Origin of the sequence: Chryseobacterium lathyri (genome assembly GCF_003290185.1) — a bacterium.
Lineage (GTDB): Bacteria > Bacteroidota > Bacteroidia > Flavobacteriales > Weeksellaceae > Chryseobacterium > Chryseobacterium lathyri.
Genome location: NZ_QNFY01000016.1, coordinates 40,893 through 67,846, shown reverse-complemented (window position 1 = coordinate 67,846; position 26,954 = coordinate 40,893). Strand labels below are relative to the sequence as shown.

Annotated in this window: 15 protein-coding genes; 6 read left to right on the top strand and 9 right to left on the bottom strand. The window is 37.6% G+C overall.

What is annotated here, in order from left to right:
- Nucleotides 1-19: 19 nt before the first annotated feature.
- The 6 genes from DRF61_RS19780 to DRF61_RS19755 all read left to right on the top strand — a co-directional run bounded on the left by DRF61_RS19780 (nt 20) and on the right by DRF61_RS19755 (nt 10,268).
- Entirely contained in the window at nt 20-1,387 is a 1,368-nt protein-coding gene (locus DRF61_RS19780) for a glycoside hydrolase family 28 protein (protein WP_228452549.1), read from the top strand.
- A gap of 1 nt (nt 1,388) precedes the next feature.
- Nucleotides 1,389-4,952, top strand: coding sequence for a DUF4450 domain-containing protein (locus DRF61_RS19775; protein ID WP_111960293.1), 3,564 nt, complete (start codon nt 1,389-1,391; stop codon nt 4,950-4,952).
- Between the two features lie 6 nt (nt 4,953-4,958).
- Nucleotides 4,959-7,097 (top strand): hypothetical protein, encoded by a 2,139-nt coding sequence (locus DRF61_RS19770; protein ID WP_111960291.1) that lies wholly within the window; start codon nt 4,959-4,961, stop codon nt 7,095-7,097.
- Between the two features lie 184 nt (nt 7,098-7,281).
- Nucleotides 7,282-8,373, top strand: coding sequence for a glycoside hydrolase family protein (locus tag DRF61_RS19765; RefSeq protein WP_111960289.1), 1,092 nt, complete (start codon nt 7,282-7,284; stop codon nt 8,371-8,373).
- 293 nt (nt 8,374-8,666) lie between these two features.
- Nucleotides 8,667-9,713 carry a GntR family transcriptional regulator gene (locus DRF61_RS19760; protein ID WP_111960287.1) on the top strand — a complete coding sequence of 349 codons (1,047 nt, stop codon included), beginning with the start codon at nt 8,667-8,669 and terminating at the stop codon, nt 9,711-9,713.
- A 111-nt stretch (nt 9,714-9,824) separates the two neighbouring features.
- Nucleotides 9,825-10,268 (top strand): nuclear transport factor 2 family protein, encoded by a 444-nt coding sequence (locus tag DRF61_RS19755; protein ID WP_111960285.1) that lies wholly within the window; start codon nt 9,825-9,827, stop codon nt 10,266-10,268.
- 153 nt (nt 10,269-10,421) lie between these two features.
- Here the strand turns inward: DRF61_RS19755 and DRF61_RS19750 are convergent, their stop codons facing one another.
- The 9 genes from DRF61_RS19750 to DRF61_RS19710 all read right to left on the bottom strand — a co-directional run bounded on the left by DRF61_RS19750 (nt 10,422) and on the right by DRF61_RS19710 (nt 26,939).
- Complete coding sequence (locus DRF61_RS19750) at nt 10,422-11,570, bottom strand: alpha-hydroxy acid oxidase (RefSeq protein WP_111960283.1); 1,149 nt, start codon at nt 11,568-11,570, stop codon at nt 10,422-10,424.
- Nucleotides 11,571-11,573: 3 nt separating this feature from the next.
- On the bottom strand, nt 11,574-12,959 hold the full coding sequence (locus tag DRF61_RS19745) for an FGGY-family carbohydrate kinase (RefSeq protein ID WP_111960281.1): 1,386 nt from the start codon (nt 12,957-12,959) through the stop codon (nt 11,574-11,576).
- 338 nt (nt 12,960-13,297) lie between these two features.
- Nucleotides 13,298-14,578, bottom strand: coding sequence for a sugar isomerase (locus tag DRF61_RS19740; RefSeq protein ID WP_111960279.1), 1,281 nt, complete (start codon nt 14,576-14,578; stop codon nt 13,298-13,300).
- A gap of 224 nt (nt 14,579-14,802) precedes the next feature.
- Complete coding sequence (locus tag DRF61_RS19735; RefSeq protein ID WP_111960277.1) at nt 14,803-16,905, bottom strand: bifunctional aldolase/short-chain dehydrogenase; 2,103 nt, start codon at nt 16,903-16,905, stop codon at nt 14,803-14,805.
- 309 nt (nt 16,906-17,214) lie between these two features.
- On the bottom strand, nt 17,215-19,293 hold the full coding sequence (locus DRF61_RS19730; protein WP_174772302.1) for a RagB/SusD family nutrient uptake outer membrane protein: 2,079 nt from the start codon (nt 19,291-19,293) through the stop codon (nt 17,215-17,217).
- A gap of 17 nt (nt 19,294-19,310) precedes the next feature.
- The gene (locus tag DRF61_RS19725; protein ID WP_111960273.1) at nt 19,311-22,352 is read right to left on the bottom strand and encodes a SusC/RagA family TonB-linked outer membrane protein; all 3,042 of its coding nucleotides are present in this window, start codon (nt 22,350-22,352) and stop codon (nt 19,311-19,313) included.
- 329 nt (nt 22,353-22,681) lie between these two features.
- Complete coding sequence (rhaT, locus tag DRF61_RS19720) at nt 22,682-23,770, bottom strand: L-rhamnose/proton symporter RhaT (RefSeq protein ID WP_111960271.1); 1,089 nt, start codon at nt 23,768-23,770, stop codon at nt 22,682-22,684.
- A 129-nt stretch (nt 23,771-23,899) separates the two neighbouring features.
- A complete protein-coding gene (locus DRF61_RS19715; RefSeq protein ID WP_174772303.1) occupies nt 23,900-25,063 on the bottom strand; it encodes a glycoside hydrolase family 88/105 protein in 1,164 nt (387 codons plus the stop codon).
- 70 nt (nt 25,064-25,133) lie between these two features.
- Nucleotides 25,134-26,939: a rhamnogalacturonan lyase gene (locus tag DRF61_RS19710; RefSeq protein ID WP_238601926.1), complete on the bottom strand. Its 1,806-nt coding sequence runs from the start codon at nt 26,937-26,939 to the stop codon at nt 25,134-25,136.
- Nucleotides 26,940-26,954 lie beyond the last annotated feature (15 nt).

Sequence of the window (26,954 nt, the reverse complement as noted above, 5' to 3'; positions counted from 1 at the left end):
AATACTTTTCGCATTAATCATGTCAATTCCCGTTTCGGCGCAATACAAACCCTGGACTTCCTCAGAACAACCTTTAAAGGAAATCAAGACATTAAAAAAACAAATTGTAAAGCCCAGCTTCAGAAAACAAGACTATATAATTACCGATTTTGGGGCCATTGGCGATGGAAAGACAAAAAATACGGAAGCCTTTAAAAAAGCCATCGAAAAATGCAATGCAGAAGGCGGAGGAAGAGTTGTCGTTCCAAAAGGAATCTTTTTGACAGGGGCTATTTATTTAAAAAGCAATGTGGATTTACATGTTAGTGAACATGCAACGATCTTATTCAGTCAGGACAGTAATGATTATCCTATTGTTTTCACAAGATGGGAAGGAATGGAATGCATGAATTATTCATCGTTGATCTATGCTTACGAAGAAGAAAATATTGCTATAACCGGAAAAGGAACACTGGACGGAAACTCTGACAACGACCATTGGTGGTTTTGGTGTGGTGCAAAAAAATATGGATGGAACGAATCCCGTCCGGGAAGACAAAATCCTGCCCGTGCAAAACTACATGAATACATGGCTCAAAAGAAAAATCCGAGAGAAAGAATATTCGGTGACGGATATTATCTGAGACCTAATTTCGTTCAGCCTTATAAGAGTAAAAATTTCTATATGGCGGATGTTTTGGTGAAAAATTCTCCAATGTGGAACCTTAATCCCGTATTGTGTGAAAATGTTTTGATAGAAAGAGTAAAAGTAATCAGTCATGGTCCTAATAACGATGGTTTCGATCCTGAAGCGTGTAAGAATGTGTGGATCAAAGATTCATATTTTGATACGGGAGATGATTGTATTGCCATAAAATCCGGAAGAGATGAAGACGGAAGAGGCATCGGGAAACCAGCGGAAAACCACATCATCGAAAACTGTGAAATGAAAGATGGACACGGCGGTGTAGTGATCGGAAGCGAAATTGCAGGCGGAGCAAAAAATATTTATGCCATAGGAAATGTGATGGACAGTAAAAATCTTGACAGGGCACTTCGCATTAAAACCAGTTCAAGCCGCGGCGGAATTATTGAAAATGTATTCTTCTACAATACAAAAGTAGGCGCTTATAAAGAAGCTGCGGTGCGTTTCAATATGCATTATGAAAAACCGGGCAACTTCATCCCTACTATCAGAAACATCTGGGTAGAAAACCTGACCGTAAAAAAAGGCGGAAAATATGCCATTCTTTCTGATGCCTACGAATCTTCTCCGGTAACAGATTTTACCATGATTAATGCTAAAATTAACGGTGTTGAAATTCCTTATAATGTTGATTTTTTAAAGAATGTCACCCTGAAAAATGTCACTGTTAACGGAAAGCCATTAACTGATTTAAAAAAATAAAATGCAAAAAACATCCATTTTAGCAGGCTTTATTATTTTGTCTGCATTCTCACATTCTTTCGCTCAATCCAGACATTGGCAGAAAAATGAGAGGGAGCTGCATTACAAAGAAGACAAAGGGGATTTTTTGTTGGTTAACGGGAAATACCGTTTTAACCGTGCTTTGTATGGCAACAACCTTGCTTCAAGAGTGGAAGCCGGAGATTTGCCGGAATTTGCATTGTATCTTCCCGGAATGGGCGGCAATCTTCAGTTTGTTATTCAGAAAGGAAATTCATTTAAAAAATTAATTCTGGCCGATAGCATTGAAACCCGTTATCGTCCTGGCCTGATGCTTTATACTATTAAAGATCAGATTCTTGGAAATGGAAATTTAAAATTGGTGGTTTTAGCACAATCTAAAGAAGAAGGCTTGATTTTAAAAATGGAAATGGAGAATGTTGATCCTGCATCAAAGATCTATGCTGTTTATGGTGGAGCAAGCGGAAAAACATTCAGCAGAAATGGCGACATCGGTGCAGACCCGGAAGCAGGTTTTTATTTGCTTCCGGAATATTGTGAAGGCAATCGGTTTCAAATCAATAAAAACCAATTTGAGCTTACTTATTTAAACAAGAAAAAAGAAAATCAGTATATTAATGGAAGTTTTTCAAGCACCAATTCATTACAATTGGCCGATGCAAAAACATTGGAAAAACTATCTGATTTTACACAATATAAAGCAGAAAAATCTCCAATAATTTACGCAACGTATTCAACACAAAAAAATCCTGTTTATATTCAAATAAAAAAAGGAAAAGCAGAGAAAAATCTTTCAGATGAACAGCTAACAAGTATTTTTGACGAAGCCGAAAAATCCCGGTTATCATTAATCAACCGTGTTCAGTTAAAAACGCCGGATCCGGATTTAAATAATTTCGGAGCAACTCTTGCCATCGCCGCAGACGGCGTTTGGGAAAGCCCTACGTTTCTTCATGGCGCCGTTGCCTGGAGGATGAGGCTAAATGCCTGGCGAGGAGCTTATGCAGCCGATGTTCTCAGTTGGCACGACCGTGCAAAAGAACACTTTGAAAGCTATTCCAATTCTCAGGTTTTAAAACCCGATTCCGCACCCGTTGAGATAGATACACTTTTGCATCTGGCAAGGCACAAAGAAAAAATGGGAACTTCGGTGTTCTCAAGCGGATATATTTCCAGAAATCCCAATGACAATTCAAAACCGCATCATTATGATATGAATCTGGTTTTCTTTGATCAGATGTTTTCTCATTTCAACTACACAGGAGATGTGGATTTTTTGAAAAAAATGTGGCCAACAATGGTCCGCCACATGGATTGGGAAAAACGAAATTTCAAACGGGATGGCCTTTATGATGCATATGCTGCAATTTGGGCAAGTGATGCTTTGCAATATTCAGGCGGAAAAGTGACCCACACTTCTGCCTATAATTACAGAGCCAACCGTGAAATGGCAAAACTGGCAAAAATCATTGGCGAAGATTCCACCCCTTACGAAAAAGAAGCTGAAACCATTTTTAAAGCCATGAAAAACCAGCTTTGGATTAAAAGTAAAGGTTATTTTGCTGAATATAAAGATGCCCTGGGTAATAAAATTCTTCACGACAAGCCTGGAATATGGTCAATTTATCATGTTTCGGATGCTTATATTTTAAATGAATTTGAAGATTATCAAAACACGCAATACATCAACAATCACATTCCGAAGATTCCCGTAACAGTAAAAGGTGAAATTAATAAAAATTATTACACACTTTCCACCACCAACTGGCAGCCTTATGATTGGTCGATCAACAATGTGGCCTTGGCCGAGAATTTACAAACTGCTTTAGCGTATTGGCAGGCAGGAAGAAATGATGATGCCTATCGACTTTGGAAAGGCAATTTGGTCGAAAGTATGTATTATGGAATCAGTCCGGGGAATTTTGAGCAATTATCCCACTATGATGCCTTTCGTGGAGAATTGTACCGTGATTTTGCCGATCCGATTGGTGTAGCTGCGAGAACTTTAACAGAAGGACTTTTCGGAATTTACCCAAAATTACTAGAAAATAAGATCAACATAAAACCAGGATTTCCCAAAGACTGGAATTTCGCAGAACTGAAACTTCCGGATTGGGAATTTAAGTTTAACAGAAACTCTAAAAAAACAAATTATTGGCTTAAATCAAATTATATGAACCCGGTTTCGCTTGATGTACTGATTCCTGTTAATCATACCAAAATAAAATCGGTGACAGTAAATGGTAAAAAAGCAGATTGGAGGATACAACCCAATTCTATTTTACAGCCTTTTGTAAAGTTAGAAACAGAAAAAGGAAAAGAATTCTCCATTGAAATTACATATTCGGGAGAAGAATTAAAAACCGAAAAGACAGATTACATCAATTATATCTCTGAAAATCTCCAGCTCCATTTAGATTCAAAAAAGAAGATTCAACAAATCTACGATCCGCAGGCATTAATTAAAAAACGAAACGGCAATCAATTTAATTTGGTGAAAGAAGAAAGAAAAGGAACTTTTTTCGTTCAATTGGAACAAAATGGAACGCAATGGTGGCAACCTGTGAATGTCGATATTCAATATCCTTTAGAAATAAAATGGGTGAATAAAAAACTGCAAATTCAGTCTAAATCATCCAATACAATCAATGGAAAATTGAATATTGATAATTTAAATACAACTTTTTCAATTCAAAAAAATCAAAATACATCAATTGAAATTCCAACAAATAATCTAAGCAAGGGAACCAACTTCATTCAGCTTGAGTACGATGGAATCAAACAAAATGTAGAAATAACAGATTGGGAAATCGAAAATAAAGGAGAGTTCAGTCCTGTTTCATTAGCCTTAAAATATAATGAAAGAGTAACCGAAATTTTTAATCAGAAATATCTTTCACCACGGCCCAATGTCCCTACCCTGCAGCTTCCATGGCAAGGAATCGGAAACTGGTGCTATCCGCTGACCACCACTCAAATTGATGACAGCGGACTGATGAAAAAACGAAAAGACGGAAAGCTTGAGTTCTTAGGAATTCCTTTTTTAATTAATAACGAAGAGAAAAATATTGTCTTTACAAGTCAATGGGATAATTTTCCGGAATCGGTTGAAATCCCTGTTACAGGAAAAGGAAGAAAGGTCTATTTTCTGATGGCTGGTTCAACCAACCCGATGCAGTCACAAATTACCAACGGAACGGTTACGGTTCAATATTCAGACGGTTCGAGTACAGAATTAGAACTAAAAAACCCCGTGAACTGGTGGCCTATCGAACAGGATTTGTTTGACGATAATTTTGCTTTTGAAATTCCGGATGATAAAATTCCGTACCGGGTTCAGCTGAAAACCGGGGAATTGTACAAAGGAGGAAGTTTAACGAAATATTCGGAAATTAAAGGAGTGAGCAGTCGGTCTGTTGAAGGAGGTGCCGCAACCATTCTGGATCTGCCGATTGACCCAAACAGAGAATTAAAATCAATAAAATTAACAGCAGTGAGCAACGATGTCGTTATCGGATTGATGAGTGCCACTATTCTTAAATAAAAAAATATGAGTAAAAAATTAGCAGTATATCTTGGCATTTTTCTGATAGGCTTTTCTTCATTAACTGCCCAGAAAATAGACCGAAAAAAGGTAGTCCAGCGTCACAATGTGGTTAATACAAAAGCGGATACCTTATCTACTTTAACTGTCGGAAACGGAAAATTTGCTTACACGGTCGACATCACCGGAATGCAGTCGTTCCCCGAATATTACAAAAACGGTGTTTCTTTGGGAACGCAGTCTGAGTGGGGCTGGAACAGCTTTCCAAATACTAAAGATTATAAATTTGAAGAAACATTAAAAGCATACGATTTCAACAATGAAGGACGTAAAGCACTGTACAGTGTGCAACTGAAAGAGCCTGAACGAAATAAAGAAGCCGTTGAGTATTTCAGAGTTAACAAACATCGTCTGCAATTAGGAAATATCGGTATTGAACTGCTTAAAAAAGATGGTCAGAAAGCAAAAATTTCAGATCTGACAAACATTAATCAAAAAATTGATCTTTGGACAGGAATTATAACAAGTGAATTCTCACTGGACGGAATACCTGTAAAAGTATGGACGGCTTCTTTTCAGAATTCTGATAAAATCGGAATTAAAATTGAGTCTGATTTAATTGCTCAAAACAGGTTGAAAGTTTTCGCACGCTACCCTTCTCCTACCGGACAGTTTTTAGATGATGCCGCTTTTTATGGCAATGAAAATGATCATACGACAAAAATTGTCTCTTCACAATCAACGCAAGGCTTAATTCATCATCAGTTGCAGAGTGCAGATTATTATACTCAGTTTTATTTTACAGAAGGAAAATTACGTGAAGCGGGAAAACATTATTTTGTATTCGAACCGTCTTCAAAAAACAAAAAAATAGAATTAAGCGTTGAGTTTTCAGCTAAAAATCCGAAAAGCAGTAAAACATTATTTGCTGATGCAGAAAAAGAAAGCACTTCAGGATGGGAATCTTTCTGGAAAAGCGGTGCAGCAGTTGATTTTGAAGGAAGTACAGACCCAAGAGCGAACGAATTGGAACGCCGGGTTGTTCTATCAGAGTATTTAACCAAAGTACAATGCGGAGGAAGCAATCCGCCACAGGAAACAGGGTTAACTTTCAACAGCTGGTACGGAAAACCACACACAGAAATGCATTGGTGGCATGGTGTTCACTACGCTTTATGGGGAAGACCTGAGATCTTGGAAAAACAATTGGATTATTATTTCAGGACTTTTGAAAAAGCAAAAAAATTAGCAGAAAGACAAGGCTACAAAGGCGTAAGATGGATTAAAATGTCTGATAATGAAGGAAATGAAAGTCCGTCTTCTGTAGCAGCATTCCTGATCTGGGAACAGCCGCATATCATCTATATGACCGAACTTCTGTACCGCGACAAACAGGACAAGAAAGTTTTGGAAAAATATAAGGACCTGATTTTTGCAACCGCTGAATTTATGGCAGATTATGCTCATTATGATAAAGAGAAGAACCGCTATAATCTCGGAAAAGGCGTCATTCCGGCACAGGAAGTTTTCCCTGCAAAAGATACATATAACCCGACTTATGAAGTAGCTTATTGGGATTGGGCGCTGAAAATTGCTCAGCAATGGAAAGAAAGATTGGGACAGCCGAGAGATAAAAAATGGGATGAGGTTATTACAAAATTGGCCCCGATTCCTGTTCAGGATGGTGTTTATTTGTCAACCGAATCCGCAAAAGATTCTTTCACTTTTCCCAAATGGATGACTGATCACCCTGCTGTTTTGGGAGCATTAGGAATGGTTCCCGAATCTCCGAAATTGGATAAAAAAATCATGAAAAACACACTGGACATCGTTTGGGAAAGATGGAACTGGGAACATACGTGGGGTTGGGATTTCCCAATGACAGCCATGAATGCCGCAAGACTAGGACTTCCAAATAAAGCTCTGGATGCGCTTTTCATGAACATTCAGACTAATACCTATCTTAAAAACGGTCATAATTTCCAGGATAAACGTCTCCGTATTTATCTTCCCGGAAACGGAGGGGTATTAACGGCTGTTGCCATGATGCTTGAAGGTTGGGACAGCTCCAAAGGAGAATTTCCGGGTTTTCCAAAAGACGGTTCATGGAAAATAAAAGCGGAAGGTTTTAAAAAGATGCCTTAAATTTCAGATTCATATAGTAGTAGTTAGAGTCTGCCTTTAGGCAGGCTTTTTTATGCCCTGATTTTAATTTTTCAAAACCAAAACCAAATAACTAAAGACAGATAAGCTCAGATTAAACAGTTCACCGAAAGTACAGGACAGTCTACTTATATGTTTATACTAAATTAGCAGTAAATCAGATGAGATGGACAAGCCCGGACACTTTACACGCAGAGATTTTTTACAGACTTCAGCCCTTGGGATCACAGCTGTGGTTCTGGGGCTGTCATTTACAGATTCATCATCCACAGACACACCTTATTTCAATTTAAAACCAATCGGGCGGACCTTTTCATTGGAAAACTATTACATTTGGTGTAATTCTCCGATTTGGGGCGAGGACGGTAAGGTTCATCTTTTTTATTCCAGATGGAAAAAAGAAAAAGGAATGGGCGGCTGGCTCAACGGTTCTGAAATTTGCCGTGCAGAAGCCGAGTCTCCCTATGGAGAATTCAAGCATAAACAAGTTATTCTTTCCCCCAGAGGTGGCGAATTCTGGGATGCCACAACTTGTCATAATCCTTTAATTACCAAAGTGAAAGATGAGTATTATCTTTTCTATATGGGCAACCACAACGGAAAAACAAATACCAAAAGAATAGGGCTTGCCACTTCAAAAAGTCTTGATGGAAATTGGATAAGGCCAGAAACACCTCTGCTGCTTCCCGGAGAAAAAGGCTCATGGGACGACCATTGCACTACAAACCCAGCTTTTGTAAAAGGAAATGATGGCAAATTCTGGCTTTTTTATAAATCCTGGAACACTGAAGAATATGAAAATCAGAAAGGCCAGGTAAGAGGAAACAGAAAATATGGACTGGCAAAGGCGAACCACCCTTCAGGTCCTTATGAGAAAGTAAAGGAAAATCCTGTCATTGATTTTTCATTGTTGCCTGGAAATGCCCAGCTGGAAGATGCTTTTATCTGGAAACAAAACAGAAAATTCCATATAGTAGCCCGGGATATGGGATTTTTTAACCATGAATACGGCCTACATTTAACTTCCAGAGACGGACTTAGCTGGTCCAAACCGAAAATCGCTTATCTTAATATGAAGAGTTATATTAAGGAGCCTGCAGCACCCAATCATTTAAAACGGTTCGGGAGATTAGAACGTCCCATGATTTTAATGGACAAAGACGGTAAGACCCCTCAATTTCTGTTCGGGGCAACACAGGGAGGAAAGTTCGAAACTTCTACATCTTTTGTGTTTGAAATTATAAACACCAAAATTTAATTCTCAAATCCATTTTTCTGTTTTTTTGCTTTACCAGATATCAACTTCAGGTTACACAAAATCAAACAGCTTTATTAAGTTTTTATACATTGTGCTTAACTTTGTATACTAAAATCGTATTTTTCCGTTATAGTTTATACCGGAACAATCACATTTATAATTAATATTTAAACATTTACTATCATTAAAAGCATATCAAAAAAGTTATCATAAATTTTTGTAACTTGCTTTGCACCGTTCGTTAACCTCGAGTTATTTTATAAACTGAAATAAATATCTCCTATCTCAACATCATGGCCGAAACATTTGAAATAATAATCAATGAGCATTCCAGAGTTCCTAAATACAAACAGATTGTAGATTCTATTCTTAACGGAATTGATAGTGGAGAAATTAAGATTGGAGAAAAAATTCCTTCCATAAACGAACTCAGCGAGTCCTGCTTTCTTTCAAGAGATACTGTAGAAAAAGCTTATAAAGAGCTCCGGAAAAGGCAAATCATCGAATCTGTAAAGGGAAAAGGCTATTACATCTCACGTGTTAATAAAAACGATGTGATCAACATTTTCTTCCTGATCAACAAACCGAGTACCTATAAAATGATGATCTACAATTATTTCGTCAATGCAATCGGTACCAAAGGCAATGTTGAGATGTATATTTATCACTGTGACGAAACGCTTTTCATTAATTCGTTAAAAAAGAACCTGGGCGGATTTGATTATTATGTGATCATGCCTCATTTTCGGGATGAACAGTCTAAACATACCAGTTCAACACAGCAGGTTTTAGATATGATTGAACAAATTCCGAAAAACAAATTGTTGCTGTTAGACAATACCAAGCCTAATATTTCCGGAGAATATGGCTCTATTTTTCAGGATTTCGAACATGATATTTACAATGCTTTAAAAGAAGGTTTAGACAAAATAAAAAAATACGAAAAGATCATTTTAGTATATCCCGATAAATCCATTCACCCCTATCCTTTCCGCATTGTCCGCGGTTTTGAAAAATTCTGTAAGGATTTTAAACTCGATTATGAAATTCTTGACGAGATTTATCCCGACATGGAATTGCAGGATAAAGATATTTTCATCACGATTCGGGAACGGGATCTGGTGAATCTGGTTAAGCAAATCCGACAGAAAAATCTTGAGCTGGGCAAAGACATCGGAATTATTTCCTATAACGAAACGCCTCTTAAAGAACTACTTGGAATTACCGTAATTACTACAGATTTTAAAGCTATGGGAGAATCTGCAGCTTATATGATTCTGAAAAATAAAAAAGAATCTGTGAATAATGTCTTTAAATTTATTCAGAGAGATTCTTTATAATGATTATTATTTTAGTTTTAGATCCAATTATGCAATCGATTACACAGATAGTGCTTTTCAAATTTAGAACAAAACACTTTTAAATACTATCAAGAAATATATTATTCAATTATGATTAAAAAATTAATTCTTGCCATTGGTTTTATGATGGCAGTAAGTATTTCAGCGCAGAAAATAAGTGATAAGGAGGCTGTAAATGCTGTTGCTGAAAGGCTAAGATTAGCCATGATAAGCGGTGACAAAACAAGTCTAGAAGCTTTGATTTTACCTGAACTAACTTATGGACATTCGGGTGGGCATATAGACGACGCTGCAGAATTTGTAGACAAATTAGTCACTAAAAAATCAGATTTTGTAACGATTGATATTACGAACCAAAACATCAATATCATTGGAAACACAGCGATTGTCCGCCACCATTTTTATGCAACGACTGCTGATCTTGGAAAAACTCCGGGTGATGTAGCTTTGGATGTATTATTGGTTTGGGCAAAAGTGAAAAACGACTGGAAATTACTAGCCAGACAAGCCGTAAAATCTGAAAAGAAAAAATAAATTATCAAGATTTTGATAAACAAAAATTCGCAAAGCTAGCTTGCGAATTTTTTTATTTTAGTGTAGGTTTTTGGCTAAAGCCAAATGTAGAATTTCTTATTGAAAATGGACTAAAGCCTATTTCTATTGAATAGTAACAAAACCTGAAAAATTTTATTTCACTCTAAAGTTTTGTAAATCTTCCGGTTTTTCACAGCAAACCTGCTCCAGAACCTGTCTGAATTGCATTTTAAGCATTTCAATGATATGATCACCGCCTTTTTCACCTAAAGCTCCCACTGCATACATAAAAGTCCTTCCCATAAAGGTAAATTCTGCACCACAACTTAAAGCACGGGCAACATCAGGACCGGTTCTTACGCCGCTATCCATCATTATTTTGATCTGACCTTTATATTTTTCGCTGATTTCTTTCACTACGGCAATCGTAGATTCTCCGGCATCGAGCTGTCTTCCGCCGTGATTGGAGATGATCATTCCATCAAATCCTAATCGTACAGCTTCTGCAGCATCTTCGTCTGAAGCGACCCCTTTGATGACCAGCTTTCCTTTCCATTTATCACGGATAGCCTTGATTCTGTCCGGATTCAATCTTCCGGAAAACGTAGAATTCATGAACTGTCCCAGCTGTTTCACATTCATATTTTTATCCATATACTTTTCCATTGTTTTAAAGCTCGGAACGCCATATTTCAGCATCTCTAAACACCATTGTGGCTTTACCAAAGCCTGGGAAACGTTTCGGAAATTCAATTGAGGAGGCATGGCTAACCCATTCCGGATTTCTTTTGCCCTGTATCCGAAAGTGGGAACATCTGCCAAAACGACAAGTACATCATAACCTGAAGCTTCACAGCGGTCAAGAATATCATCGCGCAACCACTCTTCTCTTGGATGATATAATTGATACCAGGCTTTTCCTTCTGTTAATTCGGAAATTCTTTCAAGGCTGCTTGTCGTTACAGTACTTAATATGAAAGGAATATTATGTTTAAAAGCTGCTTTGGCTAAAATTTCCGGTGCATTTGGCCACATTAATCCTTGTAAACCTACAGGAGAAATCCCGAATGGCGCAGAATATTTTACTCCAAATAATTCAGTTTCCATGCTGGTTTCGCTGTAATTATTCAGATAACGTGGACGAAGCAAAACTTCTCTTAATTCACTCGTATTTCTGTCTCGGTTGATGTTTTCATTACAACCTCCGTCCAGATATTCGAAAGCGAAGCGAGGCATTCTTTTTTTTGCCTTTTCAATTAAAAGTTCAAGTGAAGCGTAACGGGTATCAAATGGAAATGACATGATTTATAAATTAAGAATTAACGGTTGAAGCACTTTCATCTGATAATGCTGCTGTAAAAAAGTTTCGTCTATTTTCTTGTTGGAAATCACCATGGAAGCTCCCAAAGCAGAACCCAACGGAGAATGTGTAGACATCACATTATAATGCTGAAAATGATGAGACATTAGTTTCATAAATACATCATTACCGGTGAATCCGCCATCGATGTAAATGTTTTCAATATCTGAATTTCCGATTGCATTTGTAATCGTATGAATCTGTAAATCCATCAGTTCGATCATCAATTGGTGATACGCTTCTTCGAAAGTTGCAAATGATTTTAAATCTGTTTCACTGATCATTTTTCGTTTTAAAATAATTCCTTCAAAGCGAAAATAAATATTTTTATTTTTCATTAAACGCAAATACAAATCCTGATCAAACTGTACTTCTCTGTGGAAACCATATTCTTTTCCGTAATAAGCACATAATTTTTCAACCTGAATTTTGTATTCGTTTCCCATGAAAAAACGAGATGCTTTTACACGTTTCCCATCTATCCGCATATAATTCAGGCAATTATTTTCTATATCTTCATCAGTAAGGCTTTCATCATTAAACGGATTCAGAGAAATACTCCAGGTTCCTGTAGAAAGCAATAAAAAAGGATCTTTTTTACTTAAAATATAAGGCAGCAACGCGGAAGAACTGTCGTGGATTCCAACACCAATTTTAATTTTTTTATTTCTGTAAGATGTATTGATGCTTGCCGAAGTCGGTACAATGGGTGGCAATAAAGCATCTATTTCTTCTTCATACACCCATTCGTGGTAATCAGCTTTGTCATAATCCCATAAGTTGGTGTGACAGCCTATTGACGTAAATTCTGATACACCAATTCCGGTAAACAAATATGATAAATACTGAGGTAAATGTAGACTGTAGCGGATTTTTTTGAATATTTCAGGATGCTTATATTTCAACCAAAACAATTGCAGACCTGAATTCAACATTCCTGCCTGAGGTGATGCTGTTTCGCGGGCAATTTTCAGTTTGCTTCCATGTTTTTCATAAAATAAATCAAGAATTTCCTGATCCATCGGTTTGGTGTAATTGTACAGTGCAGTCAGAACATTTCCTTTCTGATCCAGATGCACGAAACTTGCTCCATATGTGGAAAAATTGATTGCTTTTACTTCATATTTTTCATTATCAAGAATGGCATTAAAATTATCTTTTATCCAGTTTTGCAGGGCTGCAAGATCTTCCGTGGGATAACCATCTTCATCAGTGGTGAGCGGTAATTCTGTATATTCCCGAACAACTTCTTTATAATTTTTATCGAATAAAAAGAACTTTTTATTGGTTTTTCCAATATCAAATACTATGGTTACCTTTTTTTTAGACATTCTTGGGATGAATTTTTATTTTTGTCATTGCGAGGAGCAAAGCGACAAAGCAATCTATTTTTTAAACGCAGAGTCCACAAAGTTTCATTTGACTACTGTACGTTTTTAAGTTCGCAAGGCGTTTTACTCAGCAAAGCATACTAATTTTGTTTTAAACACCATTAAGGAGTGTTCAGATGGTAAGATGTATTAAGAAAAAATCCACTTATTTCTTAAGCAGCAAAGCTAAATCCTACATCCAAACACTTTCAACCTTAATGATAAAAAAATAAGGATACATATAATAAAAACTTTCGATTGCACTCAAAAGTTGAAATTATCAATTTTAAAACAGGATTTTATAATCCCGTTGCTTTGGTTTCTAAGCCTCTTTCGGTAATTAAATTTTCTCTTACCTTTAAATTTCTGTAAGCTGCGATCGGATCTAAAGCCGCCCCTGTCTGCAACCTTGCAGCTCTTAATAACGGACGAACATCTGTTCTGTAGGCATTCTGCAGAATATCCTGAGCACCAACGACATCATTGTTTAATTGGGCTGTTTTTAATGCTTTCTGATCAACCAAAAGTGCCTGTGCATAAGCAATTAAAATGGCCTCCAAAGACTGTAACAAATCTTCCAACGGGTCTTTAATGTTGTGACTTGCATCGATCATCCAAGCCGGGTAAGGATTTTGAGGATTATTTTCTATTCCATATACCAATTCGTTAAAAATCAAGAATAAAGCGTAAGGTTTAATGGAACCTACCGTCAAATCATCATCTCCATACTTGCTGTCGTTGAAGTGGAAACCTCCTAATTTCCCTTTGTACATTAAGGTTGCAACGATCTGCTCAATATTGGTATTCGGTAAATGATGTCCTAAATCTACCAATGTGTAAGCTCTTTCTCCACAAGCATTGGCCAGCATAAACGAAGTTCCCCAATCCTGAATGGTTGTTGAATAAAAATTCGGCTCGTAAGGTTTATATTCTATGAAAAGCTTCCAATCTTCAGGCATTCCTGCATAGATTTCTTTTAAGCTTTTTTCAGTATTCGACAAAGCCGTCTGGAAATTCAATTGTCCAGGAAAACTTGCTCCGTCCGCCAACCAAACGGTTAAGCTTTTGGAACCTAATTCTTTTCCGATTCTGATCACTTCTTTGTTGTGCTCTACGGCATAAGCCCGAGAATCTTCATTCACAGAGTTCAGAGAACCAAATTTATAAGATTGTTTAGCTCCTGCCTGATCTTGAAAAGTGTTGGAATTCATGGCATCAAAAACAAGTCCGTGAGATGCAGCTTTTTCTTTAATGGCTTTCACATCACCCGGGATATCCCAAGGAATATGCAACGAAACAGCTCCTGCAGAATGCGTTAAAGCATGAATCAATCCTACATCATCTAATTTCTGTTCTAAAGAAGAAGGTTCACCACCGTAAGAAAATCTCCCGAACCTTGTTCCTCCGGCTCCTAAAGCCCAACTCGGAATGGCTACTTGAAAATCAGCAATTTTATTGACAATCTCAGCAACATCTGCTCCTGATTTTGTTAATTTATTTTGTAGAAAATCAAAATCTGCAGTAAAGTTTTCAATTTCTGTTGTATTGTATTGTTCAATGATATCTTTTCCTATAATCATAATTTGATTTTTTGAATTGATTTATAGACACAAAAGCTTCTTATTTTTAAACATTTTGGAACACTTAAGCTTTAAAAAAGTTTAAATCAATGAAAATAAAAAGTCCACATAAGAAGAAAATCAAAGATTTTCAAAAAAAACTTAGGTGCTCTTTTTTACATTTTACAGTTAACTTAATCAACTTAAGTGTCAAAAAAGGCTTTTGTATTAATTTTTTTAATCTATTATCTTGGAAATGCATTTGCCATTCCTCCATCTACATTGATGATGTTTCCTGTCGTTTTATCTAATATTGCGATACAGGCGAAAACTCCGTTGGCAATGTCTTCAGGAAGAATAATTTCATTTAATAAATTTCTTTTTGCGTAAAATGCAGGCAGTTCTTCAATAGTAACTCCGTTTGCTTTTGCGCGGCCTTCTGCCCAGGCTCCTTCCCAGATTTTGCTGCCTACGATTACACCGTCAGGATTTACCACATTGACGCGAATTTTATCCGTTGCCAATTCTGCTGCCAATAATCTTGTCATGTGTTGTTGGGCTGCTTTTGCAGTTCCGTAAGCTACATTATTCGGTCCGGCAACCAATCCGTTTTTACTTGCAATATTAACGATATCTCCTCCTAAACCTTGCTTTTTCATGATTTCCACACCATTTTTCACTATCAAAAACTGACCTTTTACCAAAACATTTTCTAATAAATCCCAATCTTTTGTTGTAGTATCTTCCAAAGATTTAGAAATCGCTAAACCAGCAGAATGAACGATGATATCTACTCCACCAAATGCTAAAATTGTATCTTTAAAAGCATTGACAATCGCTTCTTCATTGGTCACGTCACAAGTTACGGCTACAGCTTGATCTTTGCTGTATTTTTCTGTAACAGAATCTAAAGCTTCCTGATTCAGGTCTGTGAAAACAACTACTGCGCCCTCCTGAACCATTTTGTCTGCAATAGCCTGTCCGATTCCACCTCCGGCTCCGGTTACGATTGCAATTTTTCTTGACAATGGCTTTTCTTTGGGCATTCTCTGAAGTTTCGCTTCTTCAAGCAACCAGTATTCAATGTCAAATGCTTCCTGTCTCGGTAAAGAAGTGTATTCAGAAATGGCTTCTGCACCACGCATTACATTGATTGCATTTACGTAAAATTCGTTTGCAACACGCGTTGTCTGCTTATCTTTTGAAAAACTGAACATCCCCACTCCCGGGTAAATGATGATCACAGGGTTCGGATCACGCATTGCGGGGCTGTTTGGGTGCTTGCAGGTTTCGTAATATTCTTTGTATTCTTGTCTGTATTGTTCGAAAAGAGGATTTAATTTTTCTAAAACAGCTTTAGAATCAGTTAAATCTTCATTTTTGTCTAAAGTTAAAACTAAAGGCTGAATTTTCGTACGTAAAAAATGATCCGGACAAGAAGTTCCCAGTGGTGCTAAACGCTCCAAATCATTACTATTGATGTACTCTAACACAACATCGCTGTCTATAAAATGGCCAACCATTCTGCTTTCAGATGAAGCTAAACCGCGTAACAACGGCATCAATTGAGCTGCTTTATTCTTACGCTCGTTAGCTGGAAGAGATTCCACTTTTTGTCCGCCAAAAACCTGCCCTTTTTCTTCGATTTTTTTAGCAATATATTCAGAAGCCATTTCGATAACTTCCAAACTGTTGATGTAACATTCGTAAGAAGTATCCCCCCAGGTAAATAATCCGTGGCTGCCCAAAACAATTCCTCGGATTCCAGGATTATCGTTTAAACATTTTTCCAATTGCAATCCTAAGTCGAAACCCGGACGCTGCCATGGAACCCAGCCCATTGTATCGCCCCAGATTTCTTTTGTAATTCTTTCGCTGTCTTTTGCAGCAGCTACCGCAATTAAAGCATCCGGATGAAGGTGATCGATATGTCTGAATGGAAGTAAACCATGTAAAGGCGTATCAATAGAGGGCGCTTTGCTGTCCAGATCAAAAATACAGTGATTAAATAAGCCTACCATTCTGTCTTCATCTGCCAAGCCCTGGTACACATTTTTCAGGTTTCTCAGTCTTTCTGTGTATAATCCGGCAATTCCTTTTCTAGTCAAAGTTCCGATGTCGCCACCTGAACCTTTTACCCACATTACCTCAACTTCTTCGTTGGTTAACGGGTCCTTTTCAATGGTTTTGCAACTTGTGTTCCCTCCTCCATAATTGGTAATTCTTAAATCTGCCCCTAATATGTTTGAGCGGTATAAAAATAAAGCCACCTGATCATTTCCTAAAGATGCCGCTTTGTTTTCATCCCATAAATAGTCTACGTAATTAAATGCTTTTACTTTTTCCATTTGTTATCTTATATTTCTAAATTTTAACCAAAATTAGATCGTAATATTTTTTATAGCATCCCGTACTATACTGCTAAATGCTTTATTTAAAGATAAATTAACGTTTAAATAAATGAATTCTATATCAATCTGATTCCGGTTATTTTGATTAATAATTTTGTGGTTATGGTTGTTTTTATTGTAACCATTAAGAAATGTAAAAGGTTAAGAACTATTAAGGAACATCCAAAATGTTTTTGAAGCATAACATTTTAGCTTAAACCCTTAAATCATACATTCTAAATTTCTTAATGTTAAATTTTATTTGAATTAATATCCGGGCAATTGACTCAGATTTGGATTATCAACCAACGGATGACCTGCCGACTGTGCAGCAAAAGGAAGCAATTCTGTTTTATTCGGTACAAATCCGTAGAAAAGACCGTCTCCCCCGCCTTCTATCCAGTTGGGATATGTTCCTCCGTTTTCTGCTGAGCCTGTTGGCTTGGTGTAGATGATACTCCCGATCTGAAGCTGGCCTGCAGCAGCTCCTATAAATCCGGCTGTCCTTTTTGCATTGCTGTTAAATGTACTGTTATAAGCCTGGAACATATTTGCAGGATACCATTTGTCATCCGTTGTTGTGGCTTGTCCGTGTGCTACTGCAATAGCTCTTAATGCGGTCTGATAATTCGCGAAGCCTGTAGAACTCGTCGGAACATTAGTAATTACTGCAATTTCTGCAGGACTCGTAATATCAATATATTTTAATGCCAAAAACGGATCACCATAAACCTGTGCATTTTTTTCAAGTTTATAAAGTCGGTAAACAGGTGTATTTGCATAGGCTCCCGTTTTGTTTGACAAGTTTTTCATCGCCTGCCTTGTCGCATCAATTTCGCTTGCCAAACGATTCATTCTGATCAAATCTGTACGAAGATTAAACTCTCCTGCAAATTCCCATTTACGCTCCTGAACAATAGCGGCTTCAAATGCCTGCTGACCAGACGGAACCGATATAGCCCCGATTCCTGCACGGTTTCTTACCTGCATTAAAGCAGAAGTTCCCGCAGCAGTAGGCCCTCCGTTTAAATAGTTCTGGGTTTCTGCATACATTAATAAAACATCCGCATATCTTAAAATAGGAATATTTAAATTACGTGCATCTGCCGCCTGAGGCGCAACACACCATCCCATCCTGAATTTACCTGACAGAATGCAGGAAAATGTAGTTCCGGCATTCACCCAGGTATCCCCTGCTGAACCATTATTTAAGAAGTATACACTGTAAGAAGTACAAGAAACATCTCTACGTGTATCTCCCTGGTTAAAAGACAGATAATAACTAGGAAGAATGAATTGTAGTGCCTTTCTTGATCCATACGTTCCTCCACGGGAACCCTCATTGGCGTACACTCCAAAAGCTGAGTTTGTATTTGCCCCATATTCAGCAACTTGCCAAAGAATTTCTGAGTTTGTCACTGAAAATTTTCTCTGGCAGAAATTGAACCACAGCGCTTCAAAACCACTTTTGCCTCCCTGGGCCTGAACCAAAGTATTTGTCCCTCCGTTGATAATAGCAGCACAGGCATTGTCTGCAATCTGGTACAACTGCTGAACTCTGCTGTTATCACTACGACGCGACATCATGGCCCCGCTTCCGGTATTCAGGTCCCAACGAAGGGAATACCCTGCTGCATAAAGGGCAATTCTCGCCAATAAGGCATTAGCTCCCTGTTTCGTTAAACGTTCTGTTGTTGCATATCCACTTTGTCCAAAATTTGGAATGTTTACTACAGATTCCTGAAGATCAGCAATGATGCGATCGTAAATCTCGTCCCTTGAAGTACGTTTTGGATATAATGTATTTGGGTCATTCGGATCCATCTCATCCAGAGGTTTAAAAACCGAAGGAACGTCTCCGTAAACGCGAATTAAATTATAATAACAAAATGCACGAATGGCCTTCACTTCAGCCAATAAAGCATCACGTTTTGTGCTTGCTTCCATTTTGCTTAATCCGCTCACTGCAATATTTGTTCTTTCAATAACCGCATACATCGCAGAGTAAATCCCTGTAACTGTATTCGGAGTATAGGCATCATATTGATAGTTGGCAATATTATATTTGGAATTATTTGTAGAACCATCTTCTGAGGAGTGGGTTACGGTGTCTCCTGCCCCCAGCTGATAATACATTTCAGTTGGAACTATACCTCTGTAACACCCCAGAACAAACATCTCTGCAGTATCTATATTTTTAAATACAGATTCTGTATCCAATGAATTATAAGCAGGCTGATCCAGAAAATCTTCGCTGCATGAATTCATTGCTAAAACGGCTACGAAAATTGAGGGAAGAATGACTAGTTTTCTTAGAAATATGGGAGTATTATATATATTTTTCATGATTTAAATATTACATATTAGAAAGTTAAATTAAGACCAAGAACATAGCTTCTTGAACGAGGATATGTAGAACTGTCATATCCAGGTGTAACAGTCACCCCGCTTGCCGCCGTAACTTCAGGATCATACCCTGAATACCCTGTAATTGTAGCCAAATTATTAACTGTAAAATAAATACGGGCATTAGACAGCATCACTTTATTTAAAAACTCTTTGGGAAAAGAATATCCTAATGTTACCTGGGAAATTCTCAGATAAGAACCGTCTTCTACATAATATGATGATGGATAAGCAATATTTACAGTATTTGCATTGCTCAGACTCCAAAGTCTTGAATTTTCATCCGGGTTTAGTTCTTTAAGCCTGATGAGATTAGTTGTTGCCTGTCCCGTATTAGGATCAATCAAATGATAATAATTGTTTCCGAATTCTGAAGGAACATTCTGGAACATTGCATATGGACTTAAACTTTGTTTAGTAGCATTGTAAATATCATTCCCAACGCTGAATTTCATAAATACGGCCAGGTCAAAGCCTTTGTAAGAGAAATTATTACTGATTCCCCCGATAAAGTCCGGAGTACCGTTTCCGATCTTCTGCATTTTTCTTGTAAACTGATCTCCTGCTTCATTATCAGCAGCAAATTTCATATCTCCCGGTTTAGGAGTTCCGGTTGAAGGTTTTACAACTCCCGGTTTTAAGGTTAATGATCCGTCCGGATTTTGAGTAAAATCATCCGTGGTATATACTCCCTGATAAATATATCCGTACATATCTCCTAATTCCTCTCCTACAGTTGCGTAGTAAGTCACCATTCCCGTTCTGCTGCCTCCTACGCTGAATGTTTTATTCAGTTGTCCGTTTTCAAGAGAAAGAACTTTAGATTTATTGAAAGAGATATTAAGATCTGTTGTCCATCTGAAATTTTCTGATCTTAAATTCACCGTATTTAGTGTGAATTCCATCCCCCTGTTTCTCATAGAACCAATATTCTGGTATTGTCTTGAATATCCTGAAGAAACGGGAAGTACACTTTCGAAAAGCATTTTGCTTACGTTATTATTATACCATTCGGAGGTTAATTTAATTCTGTTTTTAAAAAAAGCTAAATCTACACCAATATTGGTTGTTCTCAGCTCTTCCCACTGAAGATCACGATTTCCCCAGTTTGTACTTGTAACGTATGCCGGATATCCCTGAGTATTGTTCATTGGATAATCTGTAAGTAAAACATTGGTTCTCCATAAGTTATTAGCAACTCCATTGTTACCCGTAACCCCATATTCAATTCTTAATTTAAAATCATTAACGATTTTATCGATCTTATGACCCTGCCAGAAATTTTCCTGAGAAACACGCCATGCACCTGCTACAGACGGAAAATATCCCCAGCGAGAACCTTCTGCAAATTTTGAAGAACCATCTGCACGTATTGTTCCTGTAATTAAATAACGATTATCATAGTTGTAATTCACACGGGCAAAATAGGAAAGTAAGCTGTTGCTTGATCTATCTGTATTTTTATCGGCAACCGTTGCGTTGGCAATATCATCCAATCCGAAATTAGGATATGGGAATTTTGTAAGCCTCATGCTGCTTCCTTCGGATTCTTCATACCAGATTTCGTTCCCGATTAAAGCATTTACTTTATGTTTTTCACCAAAAGTTTTATTATAATTCAAAGTATTGGTGATCTGATAACGGAATGTTTCCGCATTGGCAATATTTCCGTTAATCCCTGTGTTGATAGGATCTGTAAGAAAGGCACGGGAATTCTGATCTGAAAATGATGTTGATTTACTGTTTGTCCAGCTATATTGTCCGGCGGTTCTCCATGTGAAGTTTTTCAGAAAGTCAAATTCGATACCTGCATTGGCTACGAATGTTCTTGTACGTTTGTTCGAAGTAGATGCCTGGGTTTCTATGAATGGGTTTTCTGTATCGAACCCAGAATCTAAAGCTGAAAAATCCGGGAAAGTCTGAGTGTTGAACAACTGATCCTGAGTAAATAATGTTCCCCCGGTGATAGGCTGAAGAAGAATTTTTTTCATTCCTGAATAAGCACCTCCCCCGTTTACAGAATTGTTCGTAAACATGGTGTTGAAATCTACTCTTACCCCTTTATACAACTCTGAAGTGATATTGGCACGTAATGAATTTCTTGTTTCGCTATAATTTTGAAGCAAACCCTCCTGCTTATTGTAATTATAACTAATGAATGCCTGTGTTTTATCGTTTCCGGCAGAAACGTTTACGTTGTGGTTCTGAGTTAAACCTGTTCCTCCCAACATTTTTTCCTGCCAGTCTAATGCAGAAGCAGATCCGTAGCGATTGGCAATTCTCTGATAGGCTCCTGAATAAAATCCTGGTGAATCTGTACCCAAATTATTGTCAAAAACATTACTCCACGCTGATGGTTTGGACTGAAGCACTCCCAATTCGTATTGATATTTTACATATTGTTCTGGATTTGAAAGCATATCCAGTTTTTTTGAAAGCATATCAAATGACATGAAAGTATTGTAGTTGACAACCGTTCTTCCTTTTTTCCCGCTTTTAGTTTTAATAACAATAATACCGTTGGAACCACGGGCACCATAAATGGCAATGGCAGAAGCTCCTTTTAGCACATCTATACTTTCAATATCATTAGGATTAATCACATTCAAAGCGTTATCCAATTGGAAGCCGTCTACAATATAAAGCGGATCAGAACTCTGAGTAATGGAAGAACCTCCCCTGATTGTAACATTTGCGCTGGCTCCCGGAGCACCACCCGCTGTCACAATATTCAAACCTGCAGCTCTTCCCTGCAGTGCCTGTAAAGCATTCATTGCCGGTGTAGCTGCTAAATCTTTTGCAGAAACTGAAGAAACAGATCCCGTTAAATCCGACTTCTTAACTTTACCATAACCAATAACGACCACTTCCTCAATATCTTTTATACCATTCTTCACAGTATCATTTACTGCCTTTTGCCCCCAGACAAAACTTGTTGAAAGCATAAATGCCGGAAACACTATTCGCTTTATATTTTTGTGTTTAACTATCAAAGACATATGTTAATTTTTATGTTACCAAAATACACCGTTACAAAAATTCGGGCATCCTGCAATATCCTGTATTAAAACATTCATAATTTATCATGATTAACCAGAAATATTTAAATTATATTTCAAATAAATAATAAAAAAACCGTAAATTATCAATTATTCAGTACAATACTTAACTAAACCGTGAATTAAAAGTTCCTATTTTAAATAGACAATCCTTTTTTAGAGTTAAATTATTTTTAATAAAAAGACACTGAAAAAATCAGTGCCTCTAAAGGAGTTAAAATTCTAACTCTGAAACTATACAAATGATAATGTTAAATCGTAAATGAAGCTTATCTCAAAGAGTTTCCGTATCCTACCATCAAAATAGAAATAAACATGACGATCATTCCAACAGCAATGGTAGTAATGGTTCTTTTAGAAACTCCTTTCCACTCTTTGATGATAATTCCCCATAAATTAGCTATAAAAATGATAAATGCCATGTGTAAAATCCACGAACTGGCGCCATTGCCCATTTTACTTTCGCCCATACCGTAAAAGAAAAACTGTAAAAACCACATAGTTCCGGCAAGCGCGCAGAAAATCAGGTTTCGTAAAACCGGTACGTTTCTTTTGGTATAATCGGTATATGATTTATTTTTAATGGCTAAATACAAACAGCCTACAAGGTTGACTGCCATTCCGCCCCAAAGCACAACAACATACGTTACATTATTTTGAAAAAGGAATTCTCCCTGTCCCGGGTTAGAATTTTTCCATAATTCATTGGCTACGATTGCCATTGGCTTTCCGGCCTCCAGTCCGAAGTTGAAGCACGCACTTAAAACTCCGGAAATGATAGAAACAATTAATCCCAATCCGAATTTATACTCCGTTTTTACTTCTACACCGTGAGGATCTGTTGAATCGGTTTGCAGTTCTCTTTCCTTCATCATCCCTGCTTTTCCGCTGATAATGATTCCAACTACACAAACCAGAAGCCCTAATAGAACAAACTGGCCCCATTTGCTGGAAAACAATAAACCGATATTATCTTTTCCTGTTTGCGGAGAAAATTCATAATAAATAGAAGGAACCAGCGAGCCAAACACCATGCAAAGCCCCAAAATAATGCTGCTTCCGAGTGCTACTCCCAAATACCGAACCCCCAAGCCATAAGTAAAACCTCCAATTCCCCACAAAGCACCAAACAAAAACGTAAGCCCCAATATGGAAGAACTTTCATTCAGGATAATTTCCCAAAAATTAGGGATGGTAAGAAATGCCGCAAGCGGCGGAACGATGATCCAGGAAAAAACTCCTCCTATCAACCAATAGGTTTCCCAGGACCAGCCTTTTACTTTCTTATAGGGCAAGTAAAAACTCCCCGAAGAAAAACCTCCTAAGAAGTGAAAAAAAACTCCTAATAATGCATTCATAATTTTATCTTATGGATTGAATTTGAAAATTAATACTATGAAATCGATTGCGCATCTTGTAGTGTCATGCTATAATAATAATTGTTTGTCTTGAAATCAAAGATTCTATGTAATCAAACAAATGTTGGTTTACTTTAACTTATAAACTTCGCTTCCTGCAAGCAACAGACAGCCTAATCCATAATCTTCAAAATCAGGCTGTTTGTCAATGGCAAGTGGCTGACCGTCTTTAGGCTCTTTTCCTGTTCCCTGTACCCAACCCAAAAATCCATCAGGCTGAACAGAATCTTTTACAATAGCGTTCCAGGCTTTTATAACAACGGGTAAATACGTTTTTTTATCAATCAGGCCTTTATTAATACCATATGCCATTCCGTATATAAACAGAGCGGTTCCCGTCATTTCTTTGCCTCCGAAATTGTTAGGGTCATGTAAACTTGCATTCCAAAAACCATCTTCTCTTTGGATTGGAAGCAAAGCTGATAACAGATCTTTATAATCTTGTAAATATTCCTGATAATGCGGGTCGGATTTTGGTGTATCTTCCAGTGTACGAGCCAAAGCAGCAACTACCCATCCATTTCCACGGCTCCAGTAGCAATCTTCGCCGTTGGGTTCTGTGTAAGGCGGAACAAAGCTTTTGTCTCTCCACCAAAGTTTATCTTTTGGATTATATAAACCATTTCCACCGTGCTTATATTTCGTAAAGGAATACATTTCGTAATTTTTATCGAAATATTTTTGTTCACCTGTAATCCTGCCCAGTTTCGTAAAAATTGGCATCCCCATTTGGAGCGCGTCGATCCACCACCAGTCATCTGATTTTTTGGAAGCAATCATACTGTCCATCGAAGCTTTCACGAATTTTATTCTCTCCGGATTTTTTCTTCCGTCTATTTCATAAAGGTCCAGATATGTTTGTCCGCAAGCCTGATTGTCGGCATTACGGGTATATGTATCACGCATCATGTCCCAGTTGTGTTTTTGAGACCAGTCGATGGCGTAATCATAATATTCTTTTTTAGGATCTATTTTATACAAAGCCATTAATCCTTCGTAGTAAACAGCTCTCGTCCACAGATTGCTTGGCCATACTTTTTTGCCGACAACTTCCTTTCCCGGATCTGGCCATTTGTTCATGAAATATTGATTTGCCCTCCGTGAAACTTCCAAAACTTCTTTTTTATCCGGAAGACTAACGTTCTTTGCATTCGTTTGCTTTTGAACTGAGCAAGAGGATAAAATTCCGAAAATCAACGCAAAAAGAGCGCCTCTCATTAGTACTTTCTTCATAATTATATTTATTTTTTTTACAATGTATTTGTTTAAATATTTGTTCAATTATAAACCATCAAGACCTATTTTAAGGCTTAATGGTATAAATATCCGGTGCAGGAACCTTTGAAACGGATTCATCCAGATAATAATCAGTATGAGGAGGCTGGTTGTAGCCTACATTTTGCCAAACAATGCTCAATCTGTATTGCGGATTATGCATCAGTGTGTACAAACGGTGATTCGTCGGAATTGTCGAACTGAAAATCCGAAGTTCCTGATTATCTGAGGTTCTGTAAATCACTTCTTCCCGCCAGTCTCCAAATAAATCGGCAACCAAAGAAGGGTTTTTCTTGGTCCCGTTGTTTGATTCACACTGAAAATCTTTAGCGTCAAAAATTATATTTGTTTTTTCATTATTCCAATCCCATTTTGACACGGAAGTTCCGTCCAAAATTTCGCTTAAAAAATCTCCGTCCCAATAAATCCCCATATTGCAGGCAGGATTTTTATCGCTGATCTTATTTCCTTTAGTATCGTAAATGCCTTTCAGCCCGGCTCCGGCAGCCCAGGATTCCGAACCTTGAAAACGGGGATCTATGTTTAAAGACAATCCTCTTCCGGGACCTTGGAATTTTCCTTGCTTGCTGTACACTAAAGATGGTAGTTTCCATAAAACCTTTCCCGTTGCACCCGCTCTGAAGTGCACACCAGCATCATCAAATCTCTCCTGAATATCAAAAATTTCCAGTCCGGGATGAGAAGGATCCAGATCACCAACATGCAAAGCATCACCGTGACCAAAGCCTGTGCTGTTCAGTATTTTTCCGTTGTCATCAACCGTCATTGCTCCAAAGACAATTTCATCTTTCCCATCGTTATCAACATCGGCAATGCTCAAATTATGGTTTCCCTGACCACGGAATTTTTTATTTTCTTCCGAGCTTTCCGTATCAAACAGCCATCTCAAACTGAGCTTTTTATCTTTATAACCCCAGGCTGCGATTGCTGTTCGTGTATAATACCCTCTAGACATAATAATGCTCGGCGTTTTGCCATCCAGATAAGCAACTGCGCCCAAAAACCGGTCTACACGGTTCCCTTTCGCATCGCCCCAGGTTTCTGTAAGCTGTTCGGGAGTAGGATTTAAGCTGCCTTGAAATCTGGGAACAATATAATTAACGGTATTAATTTCCTCACCTGTTTCTCCATTAAAAACAGTCAGAAATTCAGGGCCTGAAAGGATAAATCCGTTTTCATTTCTATAATCTTTTGTAGGATCTCCGATCCATTTCCCCTTACCGTCTTTGCTTCCGTCTGCAGTTTTCATGACCACTTCTGCTTTACCGTCCTGGTCTAAATCGTACACTAAAAACTGTGTGTAATGTGCGCCTTCCCTAATATTTTTCCCTAAATTAATTTCCCATAAAAATTTACCATTCAATTTATAGGCCTGAATAATCGGTTCATCTGTAAAACCTTTCTGGCTGTTGTCTTTGGATTGCCCGGTTTGATGAAGGATGATTTCATATTCACCGTCACCGTCCAGATCCGCAACAGAAACATCGTTTGGCGTATATCCAACCGGAGTTTTTAACGGAATTGAAAAATAGGGTTTCTGACTAGCTGCATAGTTCGCAGAATCCTGATCAATCTCCTGATTCTTGGTGCTGGATTTCACAAAATAAGTGTAATTCTTTGTTTTATCTGCCGTTTTATCTAAAAAACTGGTTTCGTTAACCAATGGTTTTTCATTCAGTTTTTTGCTTTTGTTATTTTCGATACGGTATAAATCAAACGGGATATTTTGAGGTTCTGTGCCCAGCAAACGCCAACTCACAAAAACCCCTGATCCGGAAGGTATTGCAACAATTCCTCTTTTTAAAAACTCCATTTGCCTTTGTGCTGA